At 67.5% G+C, this 18640-nt stretch carries 17 protein-coding genes; 10 read left to right on the plus strand and 7 right to left on the minus strand.

Annotated features, from left to right (window positions below):
• Positions 1 to 89 precede the first annotated feature (89 nt).
• From G6N46_RS28430 to G6N46_RS21765, 4 genes are all read right to left on the minus strand, one after another.
• Positions 90 to 1508, minus strand: a complete 1419-nt coding sequence (locus tag G6N46_RS28430) for a histidine phosphatase family protein (RefSeq protein ID WP_179967696.1) — start codon at positions 1506 to 1508, stop codon at positions 90 to 92.
• 123 nt (positions 1509 to 1631) lie between these two features.
• Positions 1632 to 1925, minus strand: coding sequence for a transporter family protein (locus tag G6N46_RS21755; protein WP_061006708.1), 294 nt, complete (start codon positions 1923 to 1925; stop codon positions 1632 to 1634).
• A gap of 119 nt (positions 1926 to 2044) precedes the next feature.
• Positions 2045 to 2539 (minus strand): nitroreductase family deazaflavin-dependent oxidoreductase, encoded by a 495-nt coding sequence (locus tag G6N46_RS21760; RefSeq protein ID WP_061006707.1) that lies wholly within the window; start codon positions 2537 to 2539, stop codon positions 2045 to 2047.
• 22 nt (positions 2540 to 2561) lie between these two features.
• A complete protein-coding gene (locus tag G6N46_RS21765; RefSeq protein ID WP_061010174.1) occupies positions 2562 to 3713 on the minus strand; it encodes a steroid 3-ketoacyl-CoA thiolase in 1152 nt (383 codons plus the stop codon).
• 157 nt (positions 3714 to 3870) lie between these two features.
• Here G6N46_RS21765 and G6N46_RS21770 point away from each other — a divergent pair, with 157 nt between their 5' ends.
• From G6N46_RS21770 to G6N46_RS21810, 9 genes are all read left to right on the plus strand, one after another.
• Entirely contained in the window at positions 3871 to 5118 is a 1248-nt protein-coding gene (locus G6N46_RS21770; RefSeq protein ID WP_061006575.1) for a cytochrome P450, read from the plus strand.
• A gap of 48 nt (positions 5119 to 5166) precedes the next feature.
• Positions 5167 to 6171 carry an acyl-CoA dehydrogenase family protein gene (locus tag G6N46_RS21775; RefSeq protein ID WP_061010177.1) on the plus strand — a complete coding sequence of 335 codons (1005 nt, stop codon included), beginning with the start codon at positions 5167 to 5169 and terminating at the stop codon, positions 6169 to 6171.
• Complete coding sequence (gene fadE29, locus G6N46_RS21780) at positions 6171 to 7334, plus strand: acyl-CoA dehydrogenase FadE29 (protein WP_133426431.1); 1164 nt, start codon at positions 6171 to 6173, stop codon at positions 7332 to 7334. The genes G6N46_RS21775 and fadE29 overlap by 1 nt, the downstream gene beginning before the upstream one ends.
• Before the next feature lie 11 nt (positions 7335 to 7345).
• Positions 7346 to 8311 carry a bifunctional MaoC family dehydratase N-terminal/OB-fold nucleic acid binding domain-containing protein gene (locus G6N46_RS21785; protein WP_133426432.1) on the plus strand — a complete coding sequence of 322 codons (966 nt, stop codon included), beginning with the start codon at positions 7346 to 7348 and terminating at the stop codon, positions 8309 to 8311.
• On the plus strand, positions 8293 to 8715 hold the full coding sequence (locus G6N46_RS21790) for a MaoC family dehydratase (RefSeq protein ID WP_138250824.1): 423 nt from the start codon (positions 8293 to 8295) through the stop codon (positions 8713 to 8715). Before G6N46_RS21785 ends, G6N46_RS21790 begins: the two co-directional genes overlap by 19 nt.
• 2 nt (positions 8716 to 8717) lie before the next feature.
• Positions 8718 to 9872: a 17-hydroxy-3-oxo-4-pregnene-20-carboxyl-CoA lyase gene (locus G6N46_RS21795; RefSeq protein WP_174814143.1), complete on the plus strand. Its 1155-nt coding sequence runs from the start codon at positions 8718 to 8720 to the stop codon at positions 9870 to 9872.
• Between the two features lie 108 nt (positions 9873 to 9980).
• Entirely contained in the window at positions 9981 to 11771 is a 1791-nt protein-coding gene (locus tag G6N46_RS21800; RefSeq protein WP_138250822.1) for a DUF2339 domain-containing protein, read from the plus strand.
• Between the two features lie 92 nt (positions 11772 to 11863).
• Positions 11864 to 12988: a hypothetical protein gene (locus G6N46_RS21805; protein ID WP_138250840.1), complete on the plus strand. Its 1125-nt coding sequence runs from the start codon at positions 11864 to 11866 to the stop codon at positions 12986 to 12988.
• A 16-nt stretch (positions 12989 to 13004) separates the two neighbouring features.
• Complete coding sequence (locus G6N46_RS21810) at positions 13005 to 13766, plus strand: hypothetical protein (protein ID WP_226519794.1); 762 nt, start codon at positions 13005 to 13007, stop codon at positions 13764 to 13766.
• A gap of 79 nt (positions 13767 to 13845) precedes the next feature.
• Here G6N46_RS21810 and G6N46_RS21815 read toward each other — a convergent pair whose 3' ends face one another.
• From G6N46_RS21815 to kstD, 3 genes are all read right to left on the minus strand, one after another.
• On the minus strand, positions 13846 to 14994 hold the full coding sequence (locus G6N46_RS21815) for a DUF1942 domain-containing protein (RefSeq protein ID WP_163692949.1): 1149 nt from the start codon (positions 14992 to 14994) through the stop codon (positions 13846 to 13848).
• Positions 14995 to 15210: 216 nt separating this feature from the next.
• Entirely contained in the window at positions 15211 to 16071 is an 861-nt protein-coding gene (locus tag G6N46_RS21820; protein WP_138250813.1) for an enoyl-CoA hydratase ChsH3, read from the minus strand.
• Position 16072: 1 nt separating this feature from the next.
• The gene (gene kstD / locus G6N46_RS21825; protein ID WP_138250812.1) at positions 16073 to 17755 is read right to left on the minus strand and encodes a 3-oxosteroid 1-dehydrogenase; all 1683 of its coding nucleotides are present in this window, start codon (positions 17753 to 17755) and stop codon (positions 16073 to 16075) included.
• 71 nt (positions 17756 to 17826) lie between these two features.
• On the opposite strand from kstD, the gene G6N46_RS21830 reads away from it, so the two are divergent.
• Entirely contained in the window at positions 17827 to 18612 is a 786-nt protein-coding gene (locus G6N46_RS21830; protein WP_138250811.1) for a 2-keto-4-pentenoate hydratase, read from the plus strand.
• Positions 18613 to 18640: the final 28 nt, after the last annotated feature.

Raw genomic sequence — 18640 nt, forward strand, 5'->3', positions numbered from 1 at the left:
CAACCACCGGGGCCGGATGACTGATTCCTTCGCGCAGAGAAAAACTCCCCCAGAACGAAACTCGTTCTGGGGGAGCTCCTTTGATTCAGTTACTTGGCGGCGTCGGCCTTCGCTGCCGTGTCCTTCTTCGGCTTCTCGGCCTTCTTGGGTTTTTCGGCCTTCGGCTTGTCGGACTTGTCCTTCTTCGGCTTGTCCTTCTTGACCTTGGTGGCCTTGTCGTCGCTGTTCTTGCCTTCGGTGCCCTTGTCGCCGGCCTTGGTGTCGCCGGCCTTGGTGTCACCGGCCTTGGCGTCGTCGGCCTTCGCGTCGTCGGCCTTGGTGGCGTCGGTCTTGGTGGCGTCGGTCTTGGTCTCCTCGGCGGCCTTGACGGACTTGTCCTTGGTGCCGGTGACGGCCGGCTTGAGGGCGGAGACCTGCTTGGCGAGCGTCGGCGTCGCCGAGGGCTTGGCGGCGTTGTCGGTGTTGTCGGCAGCCTTCGAATCGACGGCGGCCGTGGTGGTCGGCGCGGGAGCCGGCGGCGGAGCGGCCTTGAATACCGTACCGGTCTGGATCGACTTCACGATGCTCTTGGTCACCGCGACCGGGTAGTTGGCGACGGCTTTGACAGTGTCGAAGACGCCGTCGCGGATGGCGCCCGCGATGGTGGCGATGTTGCGGGTACCCAATGCCTGGATGACGTTGTACACGGCCATCTGCGGCGTGGTGATCACCTTGCGGGTGTCGACGAACAGCTTGGTGAACAGTGCCGGGTTCTGCGAGACGGCCATGCCGTCCCAGCTGACCAGTGTCCAGCCATCGGTCGGGTTGCCGTTGACGGTGACGACCGAGGTGTTGTCCAGCGGGTGACCCAGCAGGAGGGTCAGGTCTGGGTTGTCGACGTTCATCAGCGTCCACGCCATGATCGACAGGCCGTGGGAGAACGCCACCGGGTGCTGATCGCCGGAGTTGTAGATGTCCTCGACCGCGCCGTTGTACCGGCTCTGGAAGTTCGCGCCCGTCAGATCCGGGGAACCGGGGATCGGCACGAAGTAGAGGCCGGCTGCCCAGGCCAGCGCGGGCAGGGCATACCCCAGGCGCTGGAAGCCGGAGTTCTGCGGGGCGCCTTCGTAGATGCCTGCCTGGACCTCGTGCAGGCCGTCGAGCTGAGTTCCGGTGAGCCCGGTCAGCGTTTCGAAGGGAGCGGCGGTCTGCTGGGTGCGGACCATGTCGGAGTAGTAGATGCCGTCGTAGGCCACGCCGTCGTTGGCCAGTTGGTTGGCGCGATTCTGAGCCTGGGTCTGGCCGTTGGCGGTCAGGTTCGGGCCGGGGATCTTCGTGTCGATGCAGCACGACACGTTGCCGTCCGATTCGCCGTGCCGGACGAACGTGATGGTGATGTTGGTTGCGGCCCAGGCCGAGAAGGCCGAGGTGAGGAACATGAAGACGGCGGCGAGCAGCACCGCCGCGCTTCGTGCTCCGCGCTTGAACGTCCGGCTGTGCGACAGCCTCCGACGGAACGTTGATGACATAGACGGCTCCATAGTGTTGCCCTGGATGTGTGCAGGGCCACACTATGTACACATCTATGAATCTGTCTAGTCTCTTCCGTTAATTACCGGATGAACTTTGCTGGCGCGCAAAGGGCGCCGCGCCTAACCTGCCGGGTGATGCTGCTCCCACTGGAAGCCGGCGACGTCGTACTGGCTGACGGCTTTGTCGGTGTTGCCACGGTTCGGATTCAATTCGCTTCCCGCGTAATGCTGTTCCGCATTGGCGAAACCCTTGCTGCTGAAGCCCGGCGGCTTCAGAGCGGGGTCGTCGCTCGCCTCCTTGCCGGGCTGGCCGGTGGTGCCGGGAGCGTGGGGGTTGTCGGCGAGGGCGATGCCAGCGGGCGACAGCGCGACAAATGCGGTGACCACACACGGCACGATGATGGAGCGCTTCATGAGATTTCTCCGATCGTGAGAGCCCCTTTCGGATCACGATCGCCCGGCCTGATCGGTTCACCGCCCACAAAAAACTCCCCTGGAACGACGTGCGTCCCAGGGGAGTTCTCGGTCGGTGCTCAGGCCGGGTCGAGCAGGATGATCGGAATCTTGCGGTCGGTGTGCGACCGGTAGTCGACGAAGTCCGGGTACATGGCGTCGAGCTTGGGCCAGTACTCGTCGCGTTCGGCATCGGTGGCCTCGCGCGCGAGCAGCTGCAGCTTCTCGCCGCGCACCTGGAACTTCACCTTGGGGTTGGCAACCAGGTTCAGGTACCACATCGGGTGGGTGTCGCGACCGCCCTGTGAGGCGACGACGACGATCCGGTCGCCTTCGCGCAGGTACAACAGCGGGCTGTCACGCGGCTCGCCGGATTTGCGGCCGATGGTGGTCAGGATCCCGACGGGCGGGGGCGTGGCGACGGGCTTGGAGCCCAGTCGCCACTTGGCGCCGATCCGGCCGTCGGTGGCCCGGAACGCCCAGGTGTTGATTCGCGACATCCATTTGAAGCCGACCTGCATTCCCTTGGAATTCAGGATCTTCAGCTGCCTGTCGCTCATTTCCCCGTCGGCCATGGTGGCGACCCTGCTCCTCGCTCTAGATGCGCTCGATGATCGTGCCGGTGGACAGCGCGCCGCCGGCGCACATCGTGATGAGCGCGGTCGACTTGCCGGTCCGTTCCAGTTCGTGCAGCGCGGTCGTGATGAGCCGCGAGCCGGTGGAACCGACCGGGTGGCCCAGCGCGATGGCGCCGCCGTTGACGTTGACCTTATCCATGTCGGCCTTGTGCACCTGAGCCCAGGACAGCACCACGGACGCGAACGCTTCGTTGATCTCGACCAGGTCGATGTCGGCCATCGACATGCGCGCCTTCTCGAGCACCTTGGCGGTCGACTGCACCGGGCCGTCCAGGTGGTAGTAGGTCTCCGCGCCGACGTTGGCCTGCGCGATGATCCGGGCGCGGGGCGTGAATCCGAGGGCCTTCGCCTTGTCCTCGTCCATCCACAGCACCGCGGCCGCGCCGTCGGAAATCTGCGACGAGGTACCGGCGGTGTGGATGCCGCCCTCGATGACCGGCTTCAGCGCCGCCAGGCCCTCGAGGGTGGTGTCGCGCAGACCCTGGTCGCGGGTGACCCAGTTCAGCTCGGCGGTCGGCTGCTTGTTCTCGTCGATGACCGGCGCCTCGATGGGCGAGATCTCACGGTCGAAGCGCCCCTCGGCCCATGCCTGCTTGGCCTTGGCCTGCGAGGCGAAGCCCAGCGCGTCGATGTCGGCGCGGGTGATGCCCCGGCGGTTGGCGATGCGCTCGGCGGCCTCGAACTGGTTGGGCAGGTCGATGTCCCACGACGCGGCGCGGGCGCCACCGCCGTTGGCGCCCAACGGCACCCGGCTCATGGCTTCGATGCCGCAGGCGATGCCGATGTCGATGGCGCCGGTGGCGATCAGACCCGCGATGAGGTGGTTGGCCTGCTGGGCGCTGCCGCACTGGCAGTCGATGGTGGTGGCGCCGACATGCTCGGGCAATCCGGCGACCAGCCAGGACTGGCGAGTGATGTTGTTGCCCTGCTCGCCGTACTGCGTGACGCAGCCGCCGATGAGCTGCTCGATGTCGCCGGCATCGAGCCCGGCCTTCTCGACGAGAGCCTTCTGCGTGGCGCCCAGAAGTTCGGTCGCGTGCAGGCCGGACAGCCAGCCACCCCGCTTGCCGATGGGGCTACGAGTGGCTTCAACGATGACAGGATTACCCATGAGCTCAGGCTAGAACACGTTTCATTACTCTGACAAGCAACGATCGGGACGTGCCTTTTATCTGCGGTGAAGGCGTGTTTCAATGGTCGCAACGCCGAACTAGAAGGATTTGTCTCGGAACCCGGTTCTGAGGCGTTGGATTCCCCGAGGAGACACCATGCCCTGCCCGATCCCGTCCGACTTCGACTTGCTGGACGCGAACCTGAACCTCCAAGGCCTGCCCATCGAGGAGCTCGCCGCCCTGCGTAAGTCAGAGCCGGTGCACTGGGTGGACGTGCCCGGCGGCACCGGTGGCTTCGGTGACAAGGGGTACTGGATCGTCACCCGCTACGAGGACGTCAAAGAGGTCTCGAAGCGCAACGACATCTTCGGCAGCGCACCCGACGGCGCCATTCCGGTGTGGCCGCAGGCCATGACCCGCGAGGCCGTCGACGTGCAGCGCGCGGTGCTGCTCAACATGGACGCCCCGCAGCACACCCGGTTGCGCAAGATCATCTCCCGCGGCTTCACCCCGCGTGCCATCGGCCGCCTGCAGGCCGAGCTGAACGAGCGGGCACAGAAGATCGCCGAGACCGCGGCCGCGTCCGGCACCGGCGACTTCGTCGAGCAGGTCTCGTGTGAGTTGCCGCTGCAGGCCATCGCCGGTCTGCTCGGTGTGCCGCAGGAAGACCGCGACAAGCTGTTCAACTGGTCCAACGAGATGACGGCCGGCGAGGACCCCGAGTACGCGCACATCGATCCGGCGGCGTCGTCGTTCGAGCTGATCACTTACGCCATGGGTATGGCCGCCGAGCGCTCGAAGAACCCGACCGAAGACATCGTCACCCAGCTGGTGCAGGCAGACATCGAGGGCGAGAAGCTGTCCGACGACGAGTTCGGCTTCTTCGTCGTGATGCTGGCCGTGGCCGGCAACGAGACCACCCGTAACTCGATCACGCACGGCATGATCGCCTTCGCGCAGAACCCCGACCAGTGGGAGCTGTACAAGAAGGAACGCCCGGAGAGCGCCGCGGACGAGATCGTCCGTTGGGCCACACCGGTTTCCGCGTTCCAGCGCACCGCACTCGAGGACACCGAGCTCGGTGGCGTGAAGATCAAGAAGGGCGAGCGGGTCGTCATGTCCTACCGCTCGGCCAACTTCGATGACGAGGTGTTCGAGGATCCGCACACCTTCAACATCATGCGGACGCCGAACCAGCACGTCGGCTTCGGTGGCACCGGCGCGCACTACTGCATCGGCGCCAACCTGGCGCGCATGACCATCAACCTGATGTTCAACGCCATTGCCGACCACATGCCGGACCTGGCCTCGATCGGTGAGCCCGAGCGGCTGATGTCGGGCTGGCTCAACGGCATCAAGCACTGGCAGGTTGACTACACGGGTAAGTGCCCCGTCCAGCACTGACGGCGACTGACTGCAGTAGTCCGGTAACACGAATCAAGGAGGATTCGGGTGGATTTCACACCGAGCCCCGAGCAGCAGGCTGTCGCCGATGTGGTGACATCTGTGCTCGAGCGGGAAAACACTTGGGACGCACTGGTTTCCGGTGGCGTCGTGGCACTTGCGGTGCCGGACCGCTTGGGCGGTGACGGGCTGGGGCTGCCGGAGGCGGCCACCGCGCTGACCGAGATCGGTCGGCGCGGCACCACCGGTCCGGCGCTGGCCACGATCGGGCTCGCCCTGGTTCCGCTGGTCGACCTGGCCACCGAAGCGCAGCAGGACCGGTATCTCGCGGGTGTCGCCTCGGGTGCGGTGCTGTCCGCCGCGCTGAACGAGGCCGGCAACCAGCTGCCGGAGAAGCCGTCGACGAGCTATGCGGGCGGCAAGCTCAACGGCACCAAAATCGGTGTGCCCTATGCCGAGACGGCGCAGTGGCTGCTGGTCACCACCGACAGTGGGGTTGTCGTGGTGTCGCCCACGGCCGCCGGTGTGACGGTCGAGAAGACCCCGACCGCCAACGGGTCCGATGAATACGTCGTCACCTTCACCGACGTGGCAGTGGCCGACGACGAAGTGCTGGCCGGTGCCACGGTCGCGCGGGTGAACGAGCTGGCGCTGGCCATGATCGGCGCATTCGGTGCCGGGCTGGTGGCCGGTGCGCTGCGGCTGACCGCCGACTACACCGCGACGCGCGAACAGTTCGGCCGGCCGCTGTCGACCTTCCAGACCGTGGCAGCGCAGCTGTCCGAGGTCTACATCGCTTCGCGGACAATCGATCTGGTCTCCACCTCGGTGGTGTGGCGGTTGTCGGAGGGACTCGACGCAGCCGAGGACCTGGCCATCCTGGGCTACTGGCTGACCTCGCAGGCCCCGCCGGCCATGCGGCTGTGCCATCACCTGCACGGCGGCATGGGCATGGACATCACGTACCCGATGGACCGCTACTACTCCTCGATCAAGGACCTCAACCGCCTGCTCGGGGGTCCGTCGCACCGTCTCGATCTGGTGGGAGCCTGATGTTTATCGACCTGACCGCGGAACAGCGCAAGCTGCAATCCGAACTGCGCGAGTACTTTTCGACGCTGATCACGCCCGAAGAGGCGGCGGCGATGGAGACCGACCGGCACAACGAGGCCTACCGCACCGTCATCAAGCGCATGGGCAGCGACGGCAAGCTCGGTGTGGGCTGGCCCAAGGAGTACGGCGGCCTGGGGTTCGGGCCGATCGAGCAGCAGATCTTCATCAACGAGGCCAACCGCGCCGACATCCCGCTGCCGATGGTGACCCTGCAGACCGTCGGCCCCACCCTGCAGCTGCTGGGCACCGAGGAACAGAAGAAGAAGTTCCTGCCCGGAATCCTCGCCGGTGAAGTGCATTTCGCGATCGGCTACTCCGAGCCCGAGGCCGGCACCGACCTGGCGTCGCTGCGGACCACCGCGGTGCGGCACGGTGACGAGTACATCGTCAACGGCCAGAAGATGTGGACCACCGGCGCCCACGACGCCGACTACGTGTGGCTGGCCTGCCGCACCGACCCGACCGCGGCGAAGCACAAGGGCATCTCGATCCTGATCGTCGACACCAAGGACCCGGGCTACTCGTGGACCCCGATCATCCTGTCCGACGGTGCGCACCACACCAACACGACGTACTACAACGATGTGCGGGTGCCCGCCGACATGCTGGTCGGCGAGGAGAACGGCGGCTGGAAGCTGATTACCACGCAGCTCAACCATGAGCGCGTCGGTCTCGGCCCGGCCGGTCGCGTGGCCGGCATCTACGAGCAGGTGCACGCGTGGGCTTCCGAAGCGGGCTCCGATGGCGTTGTCCCGCTGGACAATCCGGAGGCCAAGCGGCTGCTGGGCCAGATCAAGTCGATCATGCGGCTCAACGAACTGCTCAACTGGCAGGTCGCGTCGTCCGGCGAGAACATCGCCGTCGCCGACGCGGCCGCGACGAAAGTGTTCTCCACCGAGCGCATCCAGGAAGTGAGCCGGTTGGCCGAAGAGGTCGTCGGACGCTTCGGCAACCCGGCCGACAAGCACACCGCAACGGTGCTGCAGTGGCTGGACACCATGGCCAAGCGCAACTTGGTCATCACCTTCGGTGGCGGGGTCAACGAGGTCATGCGCGAGATGATCGCGGCATCGGGCCTCAAGGTGCCGCGGGTTTCGCGGTAGGAGGGCGATCGATGACTGATCTTCAGGCCGGTATCGACGAGATCGTCGCATCCGGACGCAGCAAGCCGACCCTGAGCCGGGATCCGGTGAACCAGCCCATGATTCACCACTGGACCGACGCGATCGGCGACAAGAACCCGATCTACGTCGACGAGGAGGCCGCCAAGGCCGCCGGGCACCCCGGCATCGTGGCGCCGCCCGCCATGATCCAGGTCTGGACCATGATGGGCCTGGGCCGCACCCGATCCGACGACGATCCGCTGGCCCGCATCATGAAGCTGTTCGACGAGGCCGGGTACGTCGGCGTCGTCGCCACCAACTGCGACCAGACCTACCACCGCTACCTGCAGCCGGGTGAGCGAGTCAGCATCAGCGCCGAGGTCACCGACGTGGTCGGTCCGAAGCAGACGGCGCTGGGTGAGGGCTACTTCGTCAACCAGAAGATTCGGTGGCATGTCGGTGACGAGGAAGTCGCCGACATGGACTGGCGCATCATGAAGTTCCTGCCCGCCAACAAGCAAGGTAAGGAAGCGGCCGAAACCGGTTCCATCCCAGCCGATCTGGATCCGGACAAGCTGATGCGCCCGTCGTCGTCGCGCGACACCCAGTTCTTCTGGGACGGCGTCAACGCGCACGAACTGCGGATCCAGAAGCGGCCCGACGGCTCGCTGCAGCACCCGCCGGTGCCCGCGATCTGGCAGGACAAGGACGCCCCGATCGACTACGTCATCTCGTCGGGCCGCGGCACGGTGTTCAGCTACGTCGTGCACCACGCGCCGAAGGTGCCCGGCCGCAGCCTGCCGTTCATCATCGCGCTCGTCGAACTCGAAGAGGGCGTGCGCATGCTCGGTGAGCTGCGCGGCGTCGAGCATGACGACGTGAAGATCGGAATGCCGGTCAGCGCAACGTTCCTCGACTTCCCGGACAGCGACGTCAGTCCGGCCTGGAGCCTGTACGCATGGGAGGCAGCGAAGTGACCGCGACTGTCAGTGCCACGGTGGGCACCAAGCTGCCAGAACTGTCGATCTACGGCGACCCGACGTTCATCGTCTCGACGGCCATCGCCACCCGGGACTACCAGGACGTGCACCACGACCGGGACAAGGCGCAGGCCAAGGGCTCCAAGGACATCTTCGTCAACATCCTGACCGATACCGGTCTGGTGGGGCGTTACGTCACCGACTGGGCCGGCCCGAACGCCATCGTGAAGTCGATCAAGCTGCGTCTCGGTGTGCCCTGGTACGCCTACGACACCATCACCTTCCGCGGTGAGGTGACCGCTGTCGAAGGTGACCTGGTGACACTGAAAGTGGTGGGCACCAACAGTCTCGGCGATCACGTCATCGCCACCTCGACGCTGACGATGGGAGCCGCGCAGTGAGCATCTCCGGCAAGGCGGTCATCGCAGGTATCGGCGCCACCGACTTCTCCAAGAACTCCGGCCGCAGTGAACTGCGGCTGGCGGCAGAGGCAGTCACCGACGCGCTGAACGATGCGGGCCTGTCGCCCAAGGATGTCGACGGTCTGGTGACCTTCACCATGGACTCCAACCTGGAGACCGCGGTCGCCCGTTCCACCGGCATCGGCGAGCTGACGTTCTTCAGCCAGATCGGCTACGGCGGCGGCGCCGCGGCCGCGACCGTGCAGCAGGCCGTGCTCGCGGTGGCGTCCGGTATCGCGGAAGTCGTTGTGGCATACCGTGCTTTCAACGAGCGTTCGGAGCACCGCTTCGGCCAGGTGATGACGGGTCTGACCGTCAACGCCGACTCCCGCGGTGTCGAGTACAGCTGGTCGTACCCGCACGGGCTGAGCACGCCGGCCGCCTCGGTCGCGATGGTCGCGCAGCGTTACATGCACGAATACGGCGCCACCAGTGCCGATTTCGGTGTGGTGTCGGTGGCCGACCGCAAGCACGCGGCGACCAACCCGAAGGCGCACTTCTACGGCAAGCCGATCACCATCGAAGACCACCAGAACTCGCGGTGGATCGCGGAGCCGCTGCGCCTGCTGGACTGCTGCCAGGAGACCGACGGTGGTGTCGCGATCGTCGTGACCACGCCGGAGCGCGCCAAGGATCTCAAGCAGCGTCCGGTCGTCGTCGAGGCGGCGGCGCAGGCAGCGGGTGAAGACCAGTTCACCATGTACTCGTACTACCGCGACGAGCTCGGCCTGCCCGAGATGGGCCTGGTCGGCAAGCAGCTGTGGGGCCAGAGTGGCCTGACGCCCAACGACATTCAGACCGCGATCCTGTACGACCACTTCACCCCGTACACCCTGATCCAGCTCGAAGAGCTCGGTTTCTGTGGCCGGGGCGAGGCCAAGGACTTCATCGCGAACGGCGCGATCGAGCTCGGTGGCAAGCTGCCGATCAACACGCACGGCGGTCAGCTCGGTGAGGCCTACATCCACGGCATGAACGGCATCGCCGAGGGGGTTCGGCAGCTGCGTGGTACCTCGGTCAACCAGGTGCCCGATGTCGAGCACGTACTCGTCACCGCCGGCACCGGCGTCCCGACGTCAGGCCTGATCCTGGGCTGATTTCGCCTCGCAAACTGCCCCCCTTCCACGGAATGGGGGCAGTTTTGCTTTCAATGGGGGTAGTCCTACTCATCCGAACTCCAATGGCTCGGCGCGATGATGACCTGCATGACCGAACCGCAGCGGGCGATGGTTGCCCGGCTCTCCCAGGATGTCGCAGCGATCTCCCATCATCTGGCCTGGGTCTCGGCCTGCCTCACCGAACTGGATCGGTCGATGGCGTACCAGCAGCCGGCTGCGCAGCCCGTCACGTATGCGGCGCCGCAACAGTATTGGCAGCCGTCCCGGACCGCGCCGGTTGCGGGACCGACGCCTCCACCGATGCCTCAGCCGACGCCGCAGCCGGCACCGCAACCGCGACCCGAGCGCTCGGACGGCTGGATCGGCAAGGCGCTGGCCGCCGCCGGTGTCGCGGTGACGCTGATCGGCGTCGCCCTGCTGCTGGTGCTCGCCGCGCAGGCCGGCCTGCTGCGGCCCGAGTTCCGCGTCGGCGCGGGGGCCGTCCTGGCTGCGGGTCTGGTGTTCGGGGCGACCCGCCTGAAGACGCGCCCCGGCGGCACCGTGGGCGCGGTTGCCCTGGCCGCCACCGGTATCGCCGCGGCGTACATCGACGTCGTGGCGGTCACCACGATTTATGAATGGCTTTCTGCGCCAGTCGGTTTGGTGCTGGCGGCGGTGATAGGTGGCGGCGGCCTGACCCTGGCCCGGCGCTGGGATTCCCAGCAGCTCGCACTGTTGGTGCTCGTGCCCCTGGCCGTGCTGGCGCCCGTGGTGGCCGACGGCGTCTCGCTGCTGCTGATCGGGTTCATGCTGGCGCTGTCCGCGGCGTCGCTGCCGGTGCAATTCGGCAAGGACTGGGTAGCGATGTTCGTGGCCCGCACTGCCGCCTGCACCTTTCCCATGCTGGTGGCGTTGGCCTCTGCGGCGTTCGGCACCGACCGGAATCCGGGACTCGCGGGGGCCTGCGCGGCGGCAGCAGTGCTGGCCGTCGGCGGTGCGGTGCTCCTGTTGCCCACGACGTCCAACCGTTCGTTGCTGGGCTTGGCCACGGCAGGCGGTGCGTTGCCGGTGCTGTTCGTCTCGGCGGTGGTCGGTCCGCTGATCGCCGCGTCGATCATCGCCGCGGTGGCGGCCCTGTTCCTGGCCGTCGTGCTGGCCGGCAGTCGACTGCCCGGCGTCGCCGGTGTGGTGCGGCGCATCTGGTCGGCGGTGGCGGCGGTCTGCGCGCTGGTCGCGGTGCTGGTGGCCTTCGGCGGCAGGACCGGCGGGGCCGTGTTGCTCGCGATGTCGGTCGTGGTGGCCGTCGCCGGGCGTCGCGACGCCATCGCGCGCTGGGTCGCTGCCGGTTTCGGGGCCGTGGGCGGTGCCGTCTATCTCAGCTACTCGCCGCCGGACCTGCTGTTCCGCGCGGTGGAGCTGACTGCGCACAGCGCCGTGTCCACCGTCATCGCCAGCATCCTGGCGGTGGCCAGTGCGGTGGCCGTGGTGTGGTCGTGGACCGGCAGGCGTGACGACGACGAACTGCGGCTGATGTGGGCGGGCGCGGTCGTGGTCGCCGCCTACGCGTCGACGATGTCGACCGTCACCGCGGGCGTGCTGATCGGCGGTGTGAAGGGCGGTTTCCTCGCGGGTCACATGGTCGCGACGATCGGCTGGATCGCCGTGGCGGCCGCGTTGTTCGCGTACGCGGCGCGCCAACCGAGGGCGCAGCGGTCCCTACCCATCGGCGGTGGCCTGACATTGGTGGCCGCTGCGATGGCCAAGCTCTTCCTGTTCGATCTCGGAACACTGAGCGGCATGTTCCGGGTGGCGGTGTTCATCGTCGTCGGGCTCGTGCTGCTGGCCATGGGGACCGGCTATGCCCGGCTGCTCGCCCGACAGGATCAGCCGAATCCGTAGACCGGCCGCACCGACAGTTTGCGTCGGGTAGGTGGCCGTCGGGGCGGTAGGCTCGAACCGACGCGGTATGTCTGGGGAAGGGGGCCGTGTCTATGGGGATTCAGCCGGACAGCAGTCCGTTCGGATCGCAGACGGTGACGGGCCCGGGGTGGCCCAACGTCAATGAGGAACAGCTCGAAGAAGCTGCCGCCCACTATACGAAGCTGGCCACCAAGATCAGCGGATCAGTGGTGCCCCAGCAGACCAGCCAGCTGATGAACCTCACCGACCAGTGGCAGGGCGCGGCCTCGCTGGCGGCGGCGGGCGAGGCCGGCACCATCATCGGCGGCCACGAGGCCAATGGTGCGCAGGCGGCGGCAATCGCCGCGAAGCTGCAGTCCATGGCGGCTGCAGTCGTCAAGACCAAGAACCTGGTCAACGCCACCGCCGAGGAAGTCCAGGCGGAGTGCATGGCCCTGTCGGCGGCGCCGTTCCCCAACGTGCAGGAGCTGATCCAGAGCCGGATCAAGATGGGCCTGTCCCAGAACATCGCCGCGGTGACCGCGAGTGCCACCGAGGTGGCCAACTTCGTCGGCGCGCCCCCGAGCATCCCGACGGCCGGCGTGCCGCCGCAGGTGGCGCAGACCGCGCAGAAGACCGCGGAGTCGGCGGGCAAGGGCGGCGATCAGATGGGCCAGATGATGGGCCAGATGATGCAGATGGCCGGTCAGCTCCCGCAGATGCTCGGGCAGCTGCCGCAGCAGGCCATGCAACCGCTGCAACAACTTTCGCAGCCGCTGCAGCAGTTGACGTCCCTGTTCTCCGGCGGCGGTCAGGGCAAGGCCGGCCTCGGCGCGTCGCCGTTCGGCGCGTTCTCGAATCATCCGCTGGCCGGCGGTTCCGGGGCCGCCCACGGCGCGGGGTTGATGAAGGGCGGCATGCCCGGCGGTGGCGGCGGTGGTGTGGGCGCGGCCTCGGTGCAGACGCCGCTATTGGCCAAGATGGTCGGCCCCGGGCCAGCCGGACCCGGGGTGATGCCGGCGAGCGCCGCGGCCGGCATGGGTGCCGGCGGCCTGGCTCCGGTTGCCGCCGCCGCGGGTGCAGGCGGCGCGATGGGTGCCATGGGCGGCATGGGGCACCGCGAAGGTGGTGGCGGCGGGGGCCGCATCACCCAGCTGGCGGTGCCCGAAGCGCTCGAGCACGGGTCCTATGACGAAGACATCGACGACGACTGGTGAGTAGGGGGGATATCTGATGTCGATGATGCAGACACCGGACAACATCAGCTGGAACGCGGCTTCGGTCGAGCTGCCCGAGATGCCGATGATCCAGCCCGGCGAGGACGCCATGAGCGCGACGATCGCCGCGGTCCTGCCGGCCATGGCAGCCGACATGACCGCCAATGTGGCCTCGCTGCAGGCCAAGGAGGGCATGTTCTCCGGCAAGGTCGGCATGGCCCAGTCGGCCTACGACAACGCCGACAGCAAGGGCGGCGAGGGCGTCGGCCAAATGGGTCAGATGCTCGGCCAGCTCGGTCAGATGGGCCAGCAGGCGGGCCAAATGGCGGGCCAGGGTGGCGGCCTGGGCCAGATGGGCCAGCAGGCCGGCCAGTTCGGGCAGATGATCCAGCAGGCCATGGGCAAGGGCGGCGGCAAGGAAGGCGGCATGCCGGGCGGCGAACCGCCGGAGGGCCAGCCCGGTGGGCCGGCCGGCGGCGGTGCGCCCATGTCGCCCGAGCAGCGTCAGGCGCAGCAGGATGCCCGGGAGAACCAGCAGAACGACCGGCAGTCCCAACAGGACGCCCGCCAGCAACAACAGGACAACCGGCAGTCGCAGCAGGATCGGCGCGAGGCCCAGCAGGACGCCCGCGACTCCCGTCGGCACACGTCCGCTCCGGCTCAGGCGGCCCCGCCGGTGGCGGGTCCCAGTGCGGGTTCGCACAACGCCGGTCCGGCGCCGGTCGCGCCCGTGGCCCCGCCGCCGCAGCGTGGCGGTGACGTCGGCCGTCAGATGTAGTTACCGAAACAACAAGCCAGACAAAGAAATTGGGGCCAGTCGCGAGAATCGCGACTGGCCCCGATTCAATGGTTGACCGTTAGGAAGCCGGGGCCGGCGCCGGGGTCGGGGTGACCGGCGCAGCCGGAGCGGCCTGCTGGTTACCGGCCGGGGCAGTGGTGCCCTGACCCGCGCTGGAGGCCGGCTGACCGGCGATGGCCTGGCTCGGGGCCGGAGCCGGAGCGGGCGTCAGCGGAGCCTGCGAGACGGCGCCACCGGCAGTGGCAGCGGTGCCCGGGCCGCTTTCAGCGGCGGTGGGAACCGGAGCAGCCTCCGGGACCTGGCCGGCGGCCGGAGGCGTGGCCGGGGTACCCGCGGGGGTGCCGGCCGGAGTGCCCGCCGGAACCTGGGCGCCGGCCGGAGCCGGAGCGTCAGCAGCCGGGGTGCCGGCCGGGGCCGGAGCAACCGCCGGGGTGCCGGCCGGAGCCGGAGTACCGGCCGGGGTGGCGGCAGGGGTCTCACCGTTCGGCGTCGCCGCCGGAACCTGACCGGTGGTGGTGCCGGCCGGAGGCTGCGTGCCAGCGGCGGCGGGAACCGAACCGGCCGGGGTGGCGCCGGGCACGGCGCTGCCGAGACCGGCAGGAGCGGCCGCCGGGGCGGCAGCAGGAGCGGCGGCGGGGGCGGCAGCGGGCGCCGGGGTGGCGGCCGGGGCAGTGCCACGAGCCGGAGCGGCGGCGGGGGCGGCACCGGTGGCGGCTTCGGTGCCCTGCCACTTGAGCACCTCGCGGTCACCGTCGGTGTATACGACGCTGGTCGGAGCGGCGCCCGTCACGTCGAAGTAGACCTTGCCCTTGGACTCTTGTCCCTCGGAGAGGCCGGCGGGGTTGAGGCCCTGCGGCGTGGCAGCGCCCCACAGCACGCGGTAGTTCTCACCGTCGGCGGTGCGGGCGTTCAGGTTCGGCACGAACGGCTGGGAGCTACCGCGCTCAGCGGAGTACTCGGCCGTCGCTTCCCAGAGCGTGCCGTTGAGGTGCTGCGACAACACGTCGGTGCTGGGCTTGAGGTTGCTGATCTGCCATTCCGCGACGGTGTTCCCGTCGACGAGCTTGCCGTCCTTGCCGAACGCAATGGTGGTCGGAGCAGGCGACACACTTGCGGGCTGAGTCGAGTCGGCCACCGCGAACGGCGTCGCGATCAGGCCGAATGCGGCGGCTGCGCCGATGGCGATGGTGATCTTGCGGGTACTCATGATGATGTGGCTCCTTTGTCTCCAAGTCGTCCGACGGGCGGCTTCCCCCACGGAAGTTGAGTCACGAGTAATTGGATAATTACTGACTACTACGAAAGCTAGCAGGTTAAGCGTCAGCTGTGGATGCAGGTTGACGTCACAGCGGTGACCCGGCCGCTGCCCCTGGTTTGCCGGAATCGGCCGCCGAACAGGCGGCCGATTCCGAATACGTCCTGGTCAGGACGCAGTGAGCTCGATTCCAGCAAGTACGACGACGTTGTCTCGGCTCGGCGCCGTCAGCACGCCGGTAATTCGTTCACCGTCACGCCAAAGGTTGGCCTGCAAGGTTTCACCAGGGATGACGGTGCCCGCGAAGCGCGCGCCGTAGGACCGGACCCGGCCGGCGTCGCCGTCGAGCACGTTGTCGACGATGGCCTTGCAGCCGATGCCATAGGTGCACAGACCGTGCAGGATCGGGCGGTCGAAGCCGGCGGCCTTGGCGAACGCCGGGTCCGAGTGCAGCGGGTTGCGGTCACCGCAGAGCCGGTACAGCAGGGCCTGCTGCGGCAGCGTGGGCAGCGCGATCTGCAGGTCCGGCGCGCGGTCGGGCTCGGCCGCCGAGGTCGACGGACCTCGGTCGCCGCCGAAACCGCCCTCACCGCGGGCGAAGATGGACCGCTTCTGCTTCCACAGCGGAGCACCGTCGAGGGTGGTCACGGTGGTCTCCGACCAGATGACCGCGGCCTTGCCCTTGTCCCAGATCTCGGTGAACCGGGTGACGGCGCGGCCCGTGCCCGACGGCGGGATCGGCGCATCGGTGTAGATGGCCTCGCTGGCGTGCAGCACCCGGCTCAGTTCGATGTCGATGCCCGGAAACTTGACCGACGGCGCCTTGGTCTCGTGGAAGCTCTGCGCCACGTTGCCGAACGTCGGCAGCACCTGGGGCTTGTCGTCGATCAGGTAGCGCAGCTCGCGCTCGCTCATCGGGTCGGCGCCGGCACCCAGGCCCAGGTGGTACAGCTGCACATCGCTGCTGCTCCACGAGAATTCGACGGGTGCGAGTTCAGCTCCGATGGCCTCGTCGAGATTGATCGGCATGTCAGCCCTTTCCTGCCACGTGAAGTGCCGCGAGGTATCCGAATGTCATGGCGGGGCCGATGGTCCCGCCGGGGCCGGGGTAGGTGTGACCCATGACCGGTCCGCTGACGTTGCCAGATGCGTACAGGCCCTCGATCACCGAGCCGTCTTCCCGCAGCGCGCGCCCGTGGATATCGGTGACGATGCCGCCCTTGGTGCCGAGGTCGCCCGGCACCATCTTGGCTGCGTAGAACGGGCCGTGCTTGATCTCGCCCAGGTTCGGGTTCGGCTTGTTGGTCGGGTCGCCGTAGTACCGGTCGTAGGCGCTGTTGCCACGGCCGAAGTCCTCGTCGACGCCGCTACGGGCGAAGCCGTTGAAGCGCTCGATGGTGGCCTTGAGCTCCTCGACGGGCAGGTTGGTGAGCGCTGCCAATTCTTCGATGGTGTCGGCCTTGACGACGACGCCGGCCTCGGTCCACTTCTTCGGGATGCGTTGTCCCGGCTGCAGACCCGCGAAGATGTAGCGGTTGCGGTACTGCTGGTCGAACAGCAGCCAGGCCGGCACGTTCTCGCCCGGGCCCTCGCCCTGGCCGTACTGGCCGCCGTACATGTGGTGGCAGGCCTCGACATACGGCATGGACTCGTTCATGAACCGCTTGCCGTTCATGTTGACGATGATGGAGCCGGGGGAGTTGCGCTCCGACAGGGCGAACCACGGGTTGTCGGGCAGCGGCACCGTCGGGCCCCACCAGGCGTCTTCCATGATTTCCAGTGCGGCACCGAGCTTTTCGGCGGCCAGGATGCCGTCGCCGGTGTTGGCCTTGGCGCCGACGGTCCAGTCGGTGGTGATCGGCTGGCGCTGGTACTTGGTCCGCATCTCCTGGTTCTTCTCGAAGCCACCGCTGCCCAGGATCACCGCGCGGCGGGCCCGGATCAGTTGCGGCTCAGCGCTTTCCGGAGCGTTGGTGTCACGGACATAGATGCCGGCAACCCGGCCGTTCTCGTAGTACAGGTCGGTCAGCGCGGTGTTCAGCTGCACCGGGACGCCGGCCTTCTGCAGGCCGATGCGCAGCGGGGCGATCAGGGCGCGGCCCATACCGACCAGGTTCTTGCCGGTGGCGCCGGCCCAGGTGGCGCGGATGCCGACCTTGAGGCTGCGCAGCACGCCGCGCGGGTGGCGCTTGAGCTGGTTGAGCCGGACGTAATCCTGTTGCATCACAACCATGTTCAGCGGGACCTTGCCGTACGCCGGCTCCAGGCCCTTCTCGTCGGCGCCGAGCTTCTTGGCGTTGAACGGCTTGGGCTCGACGGACCGTCCGCCGGCGCGGCCGCCCTCGACCTCCGGGTAATAGTCGGAGTAGTTCGGCACCCAGCACAGCTTCAGTGGCGAGTTCTTCAGAACGAAGGACAGCATCTCGGGGCCGCGCTGCAAGTAGGTGTCGATCTTCTCCGCGGGCACCACGTCGCCGACGATCTTGTGCAGGTAGGTGCGGGCCGCTTCCGGGGTGTCCTTCACCCCCGCACGCTGCAGAATCTCATTGTTCGGGATCCAGACGCCGCCACCTGACCGCGCAGTGGAACCTCCATAGTGTGGGGCCTTTTCAACGACTACTGTCGAAAGGCCCTGATGGGCTGCGGTGAGGGCGGCGACCATACCGGCTGCACCGCTGCCGACGACGACAACGTCGTACTCCTGTCCAGTCATGTAGAACACGTTATAGAATTGCCCGGCCTGTGGACAACTGCGCCGGTCCATGAAGTTAGGGGAATTCACGAATGCTGTCCGACAACGTGCGTGCCGAGCTCGCCGCCGCGCTGGCCCAAGCCGAGCGCAGCCGGGTCGCGATGACGCCGATGACCGACGACCATGCCGACATCGACGTCATCGACGCGTACGAGATTCAGCTGCTCAACATCCGGCAGCGGGTCGCGGAAGGTGCCCGCGTGGTGGGACACAAGGTTGGTCTGTCCAGCGAGGCCATGCAGAAAATGATGAATGTGGACGAACCCGACTACGGGCACCTCCTCGACGACATGCAGGTATTCGAGGACAAGCCCGTGCTGACCTCGAATTACCTGTCGCCGCGCGTCGAGGTTGAGGTCGGCTTCGTCCTGGCCGACGATCTGCCGGGCGCCGGTTGCACCGAGGACGACGTGCTGGCCGCCACCGCCGCCTTCGCGCCCGCCATCGAACTGATCGACACCCGCATCACCAACTGGCAGATCAAGCTGTGCGACACCATCGCCGACAACGCGTCCTCGGCCGGCTGGGTGCTCGGCAAGGAGCGGGTGTCGCCCAAGGACATCGACATCAGGAACATCGATGCCGTGCTCAAGTGCAACGGTGAGGTGCTCGGCGAGGGCCGCAGCGACGCGGTGCTGGGCAACCCGGTGACCGCGGTGGCGTGGCTGGCCCGCAAGGTCGACCAGTTCGGCGTGCGTCTCAAGGCCGGCGACGTGGTGCTGCCGGGTGCCTGCATGCGGGCGTTCGATGCCAAGCCGGGTGACGACTTCGTCGCCGAATTCGCCGGATTGGGTTCTGTCCACCTGTCTTTCGCGTAATACCCAAAGTTTCTATAGAGGAGTGAGC

Source organism: Mycolicibacterium phocaicum (genome assembly GCF_010731115.1).
GTDB classification, from domain to species: domain Bacteria; phylum Actinomycetota; class Actinomycetes; order Mycobacteriales; family Mycobacteriaceae; genus Mycobacterium; species Mycobacterium phocaicum.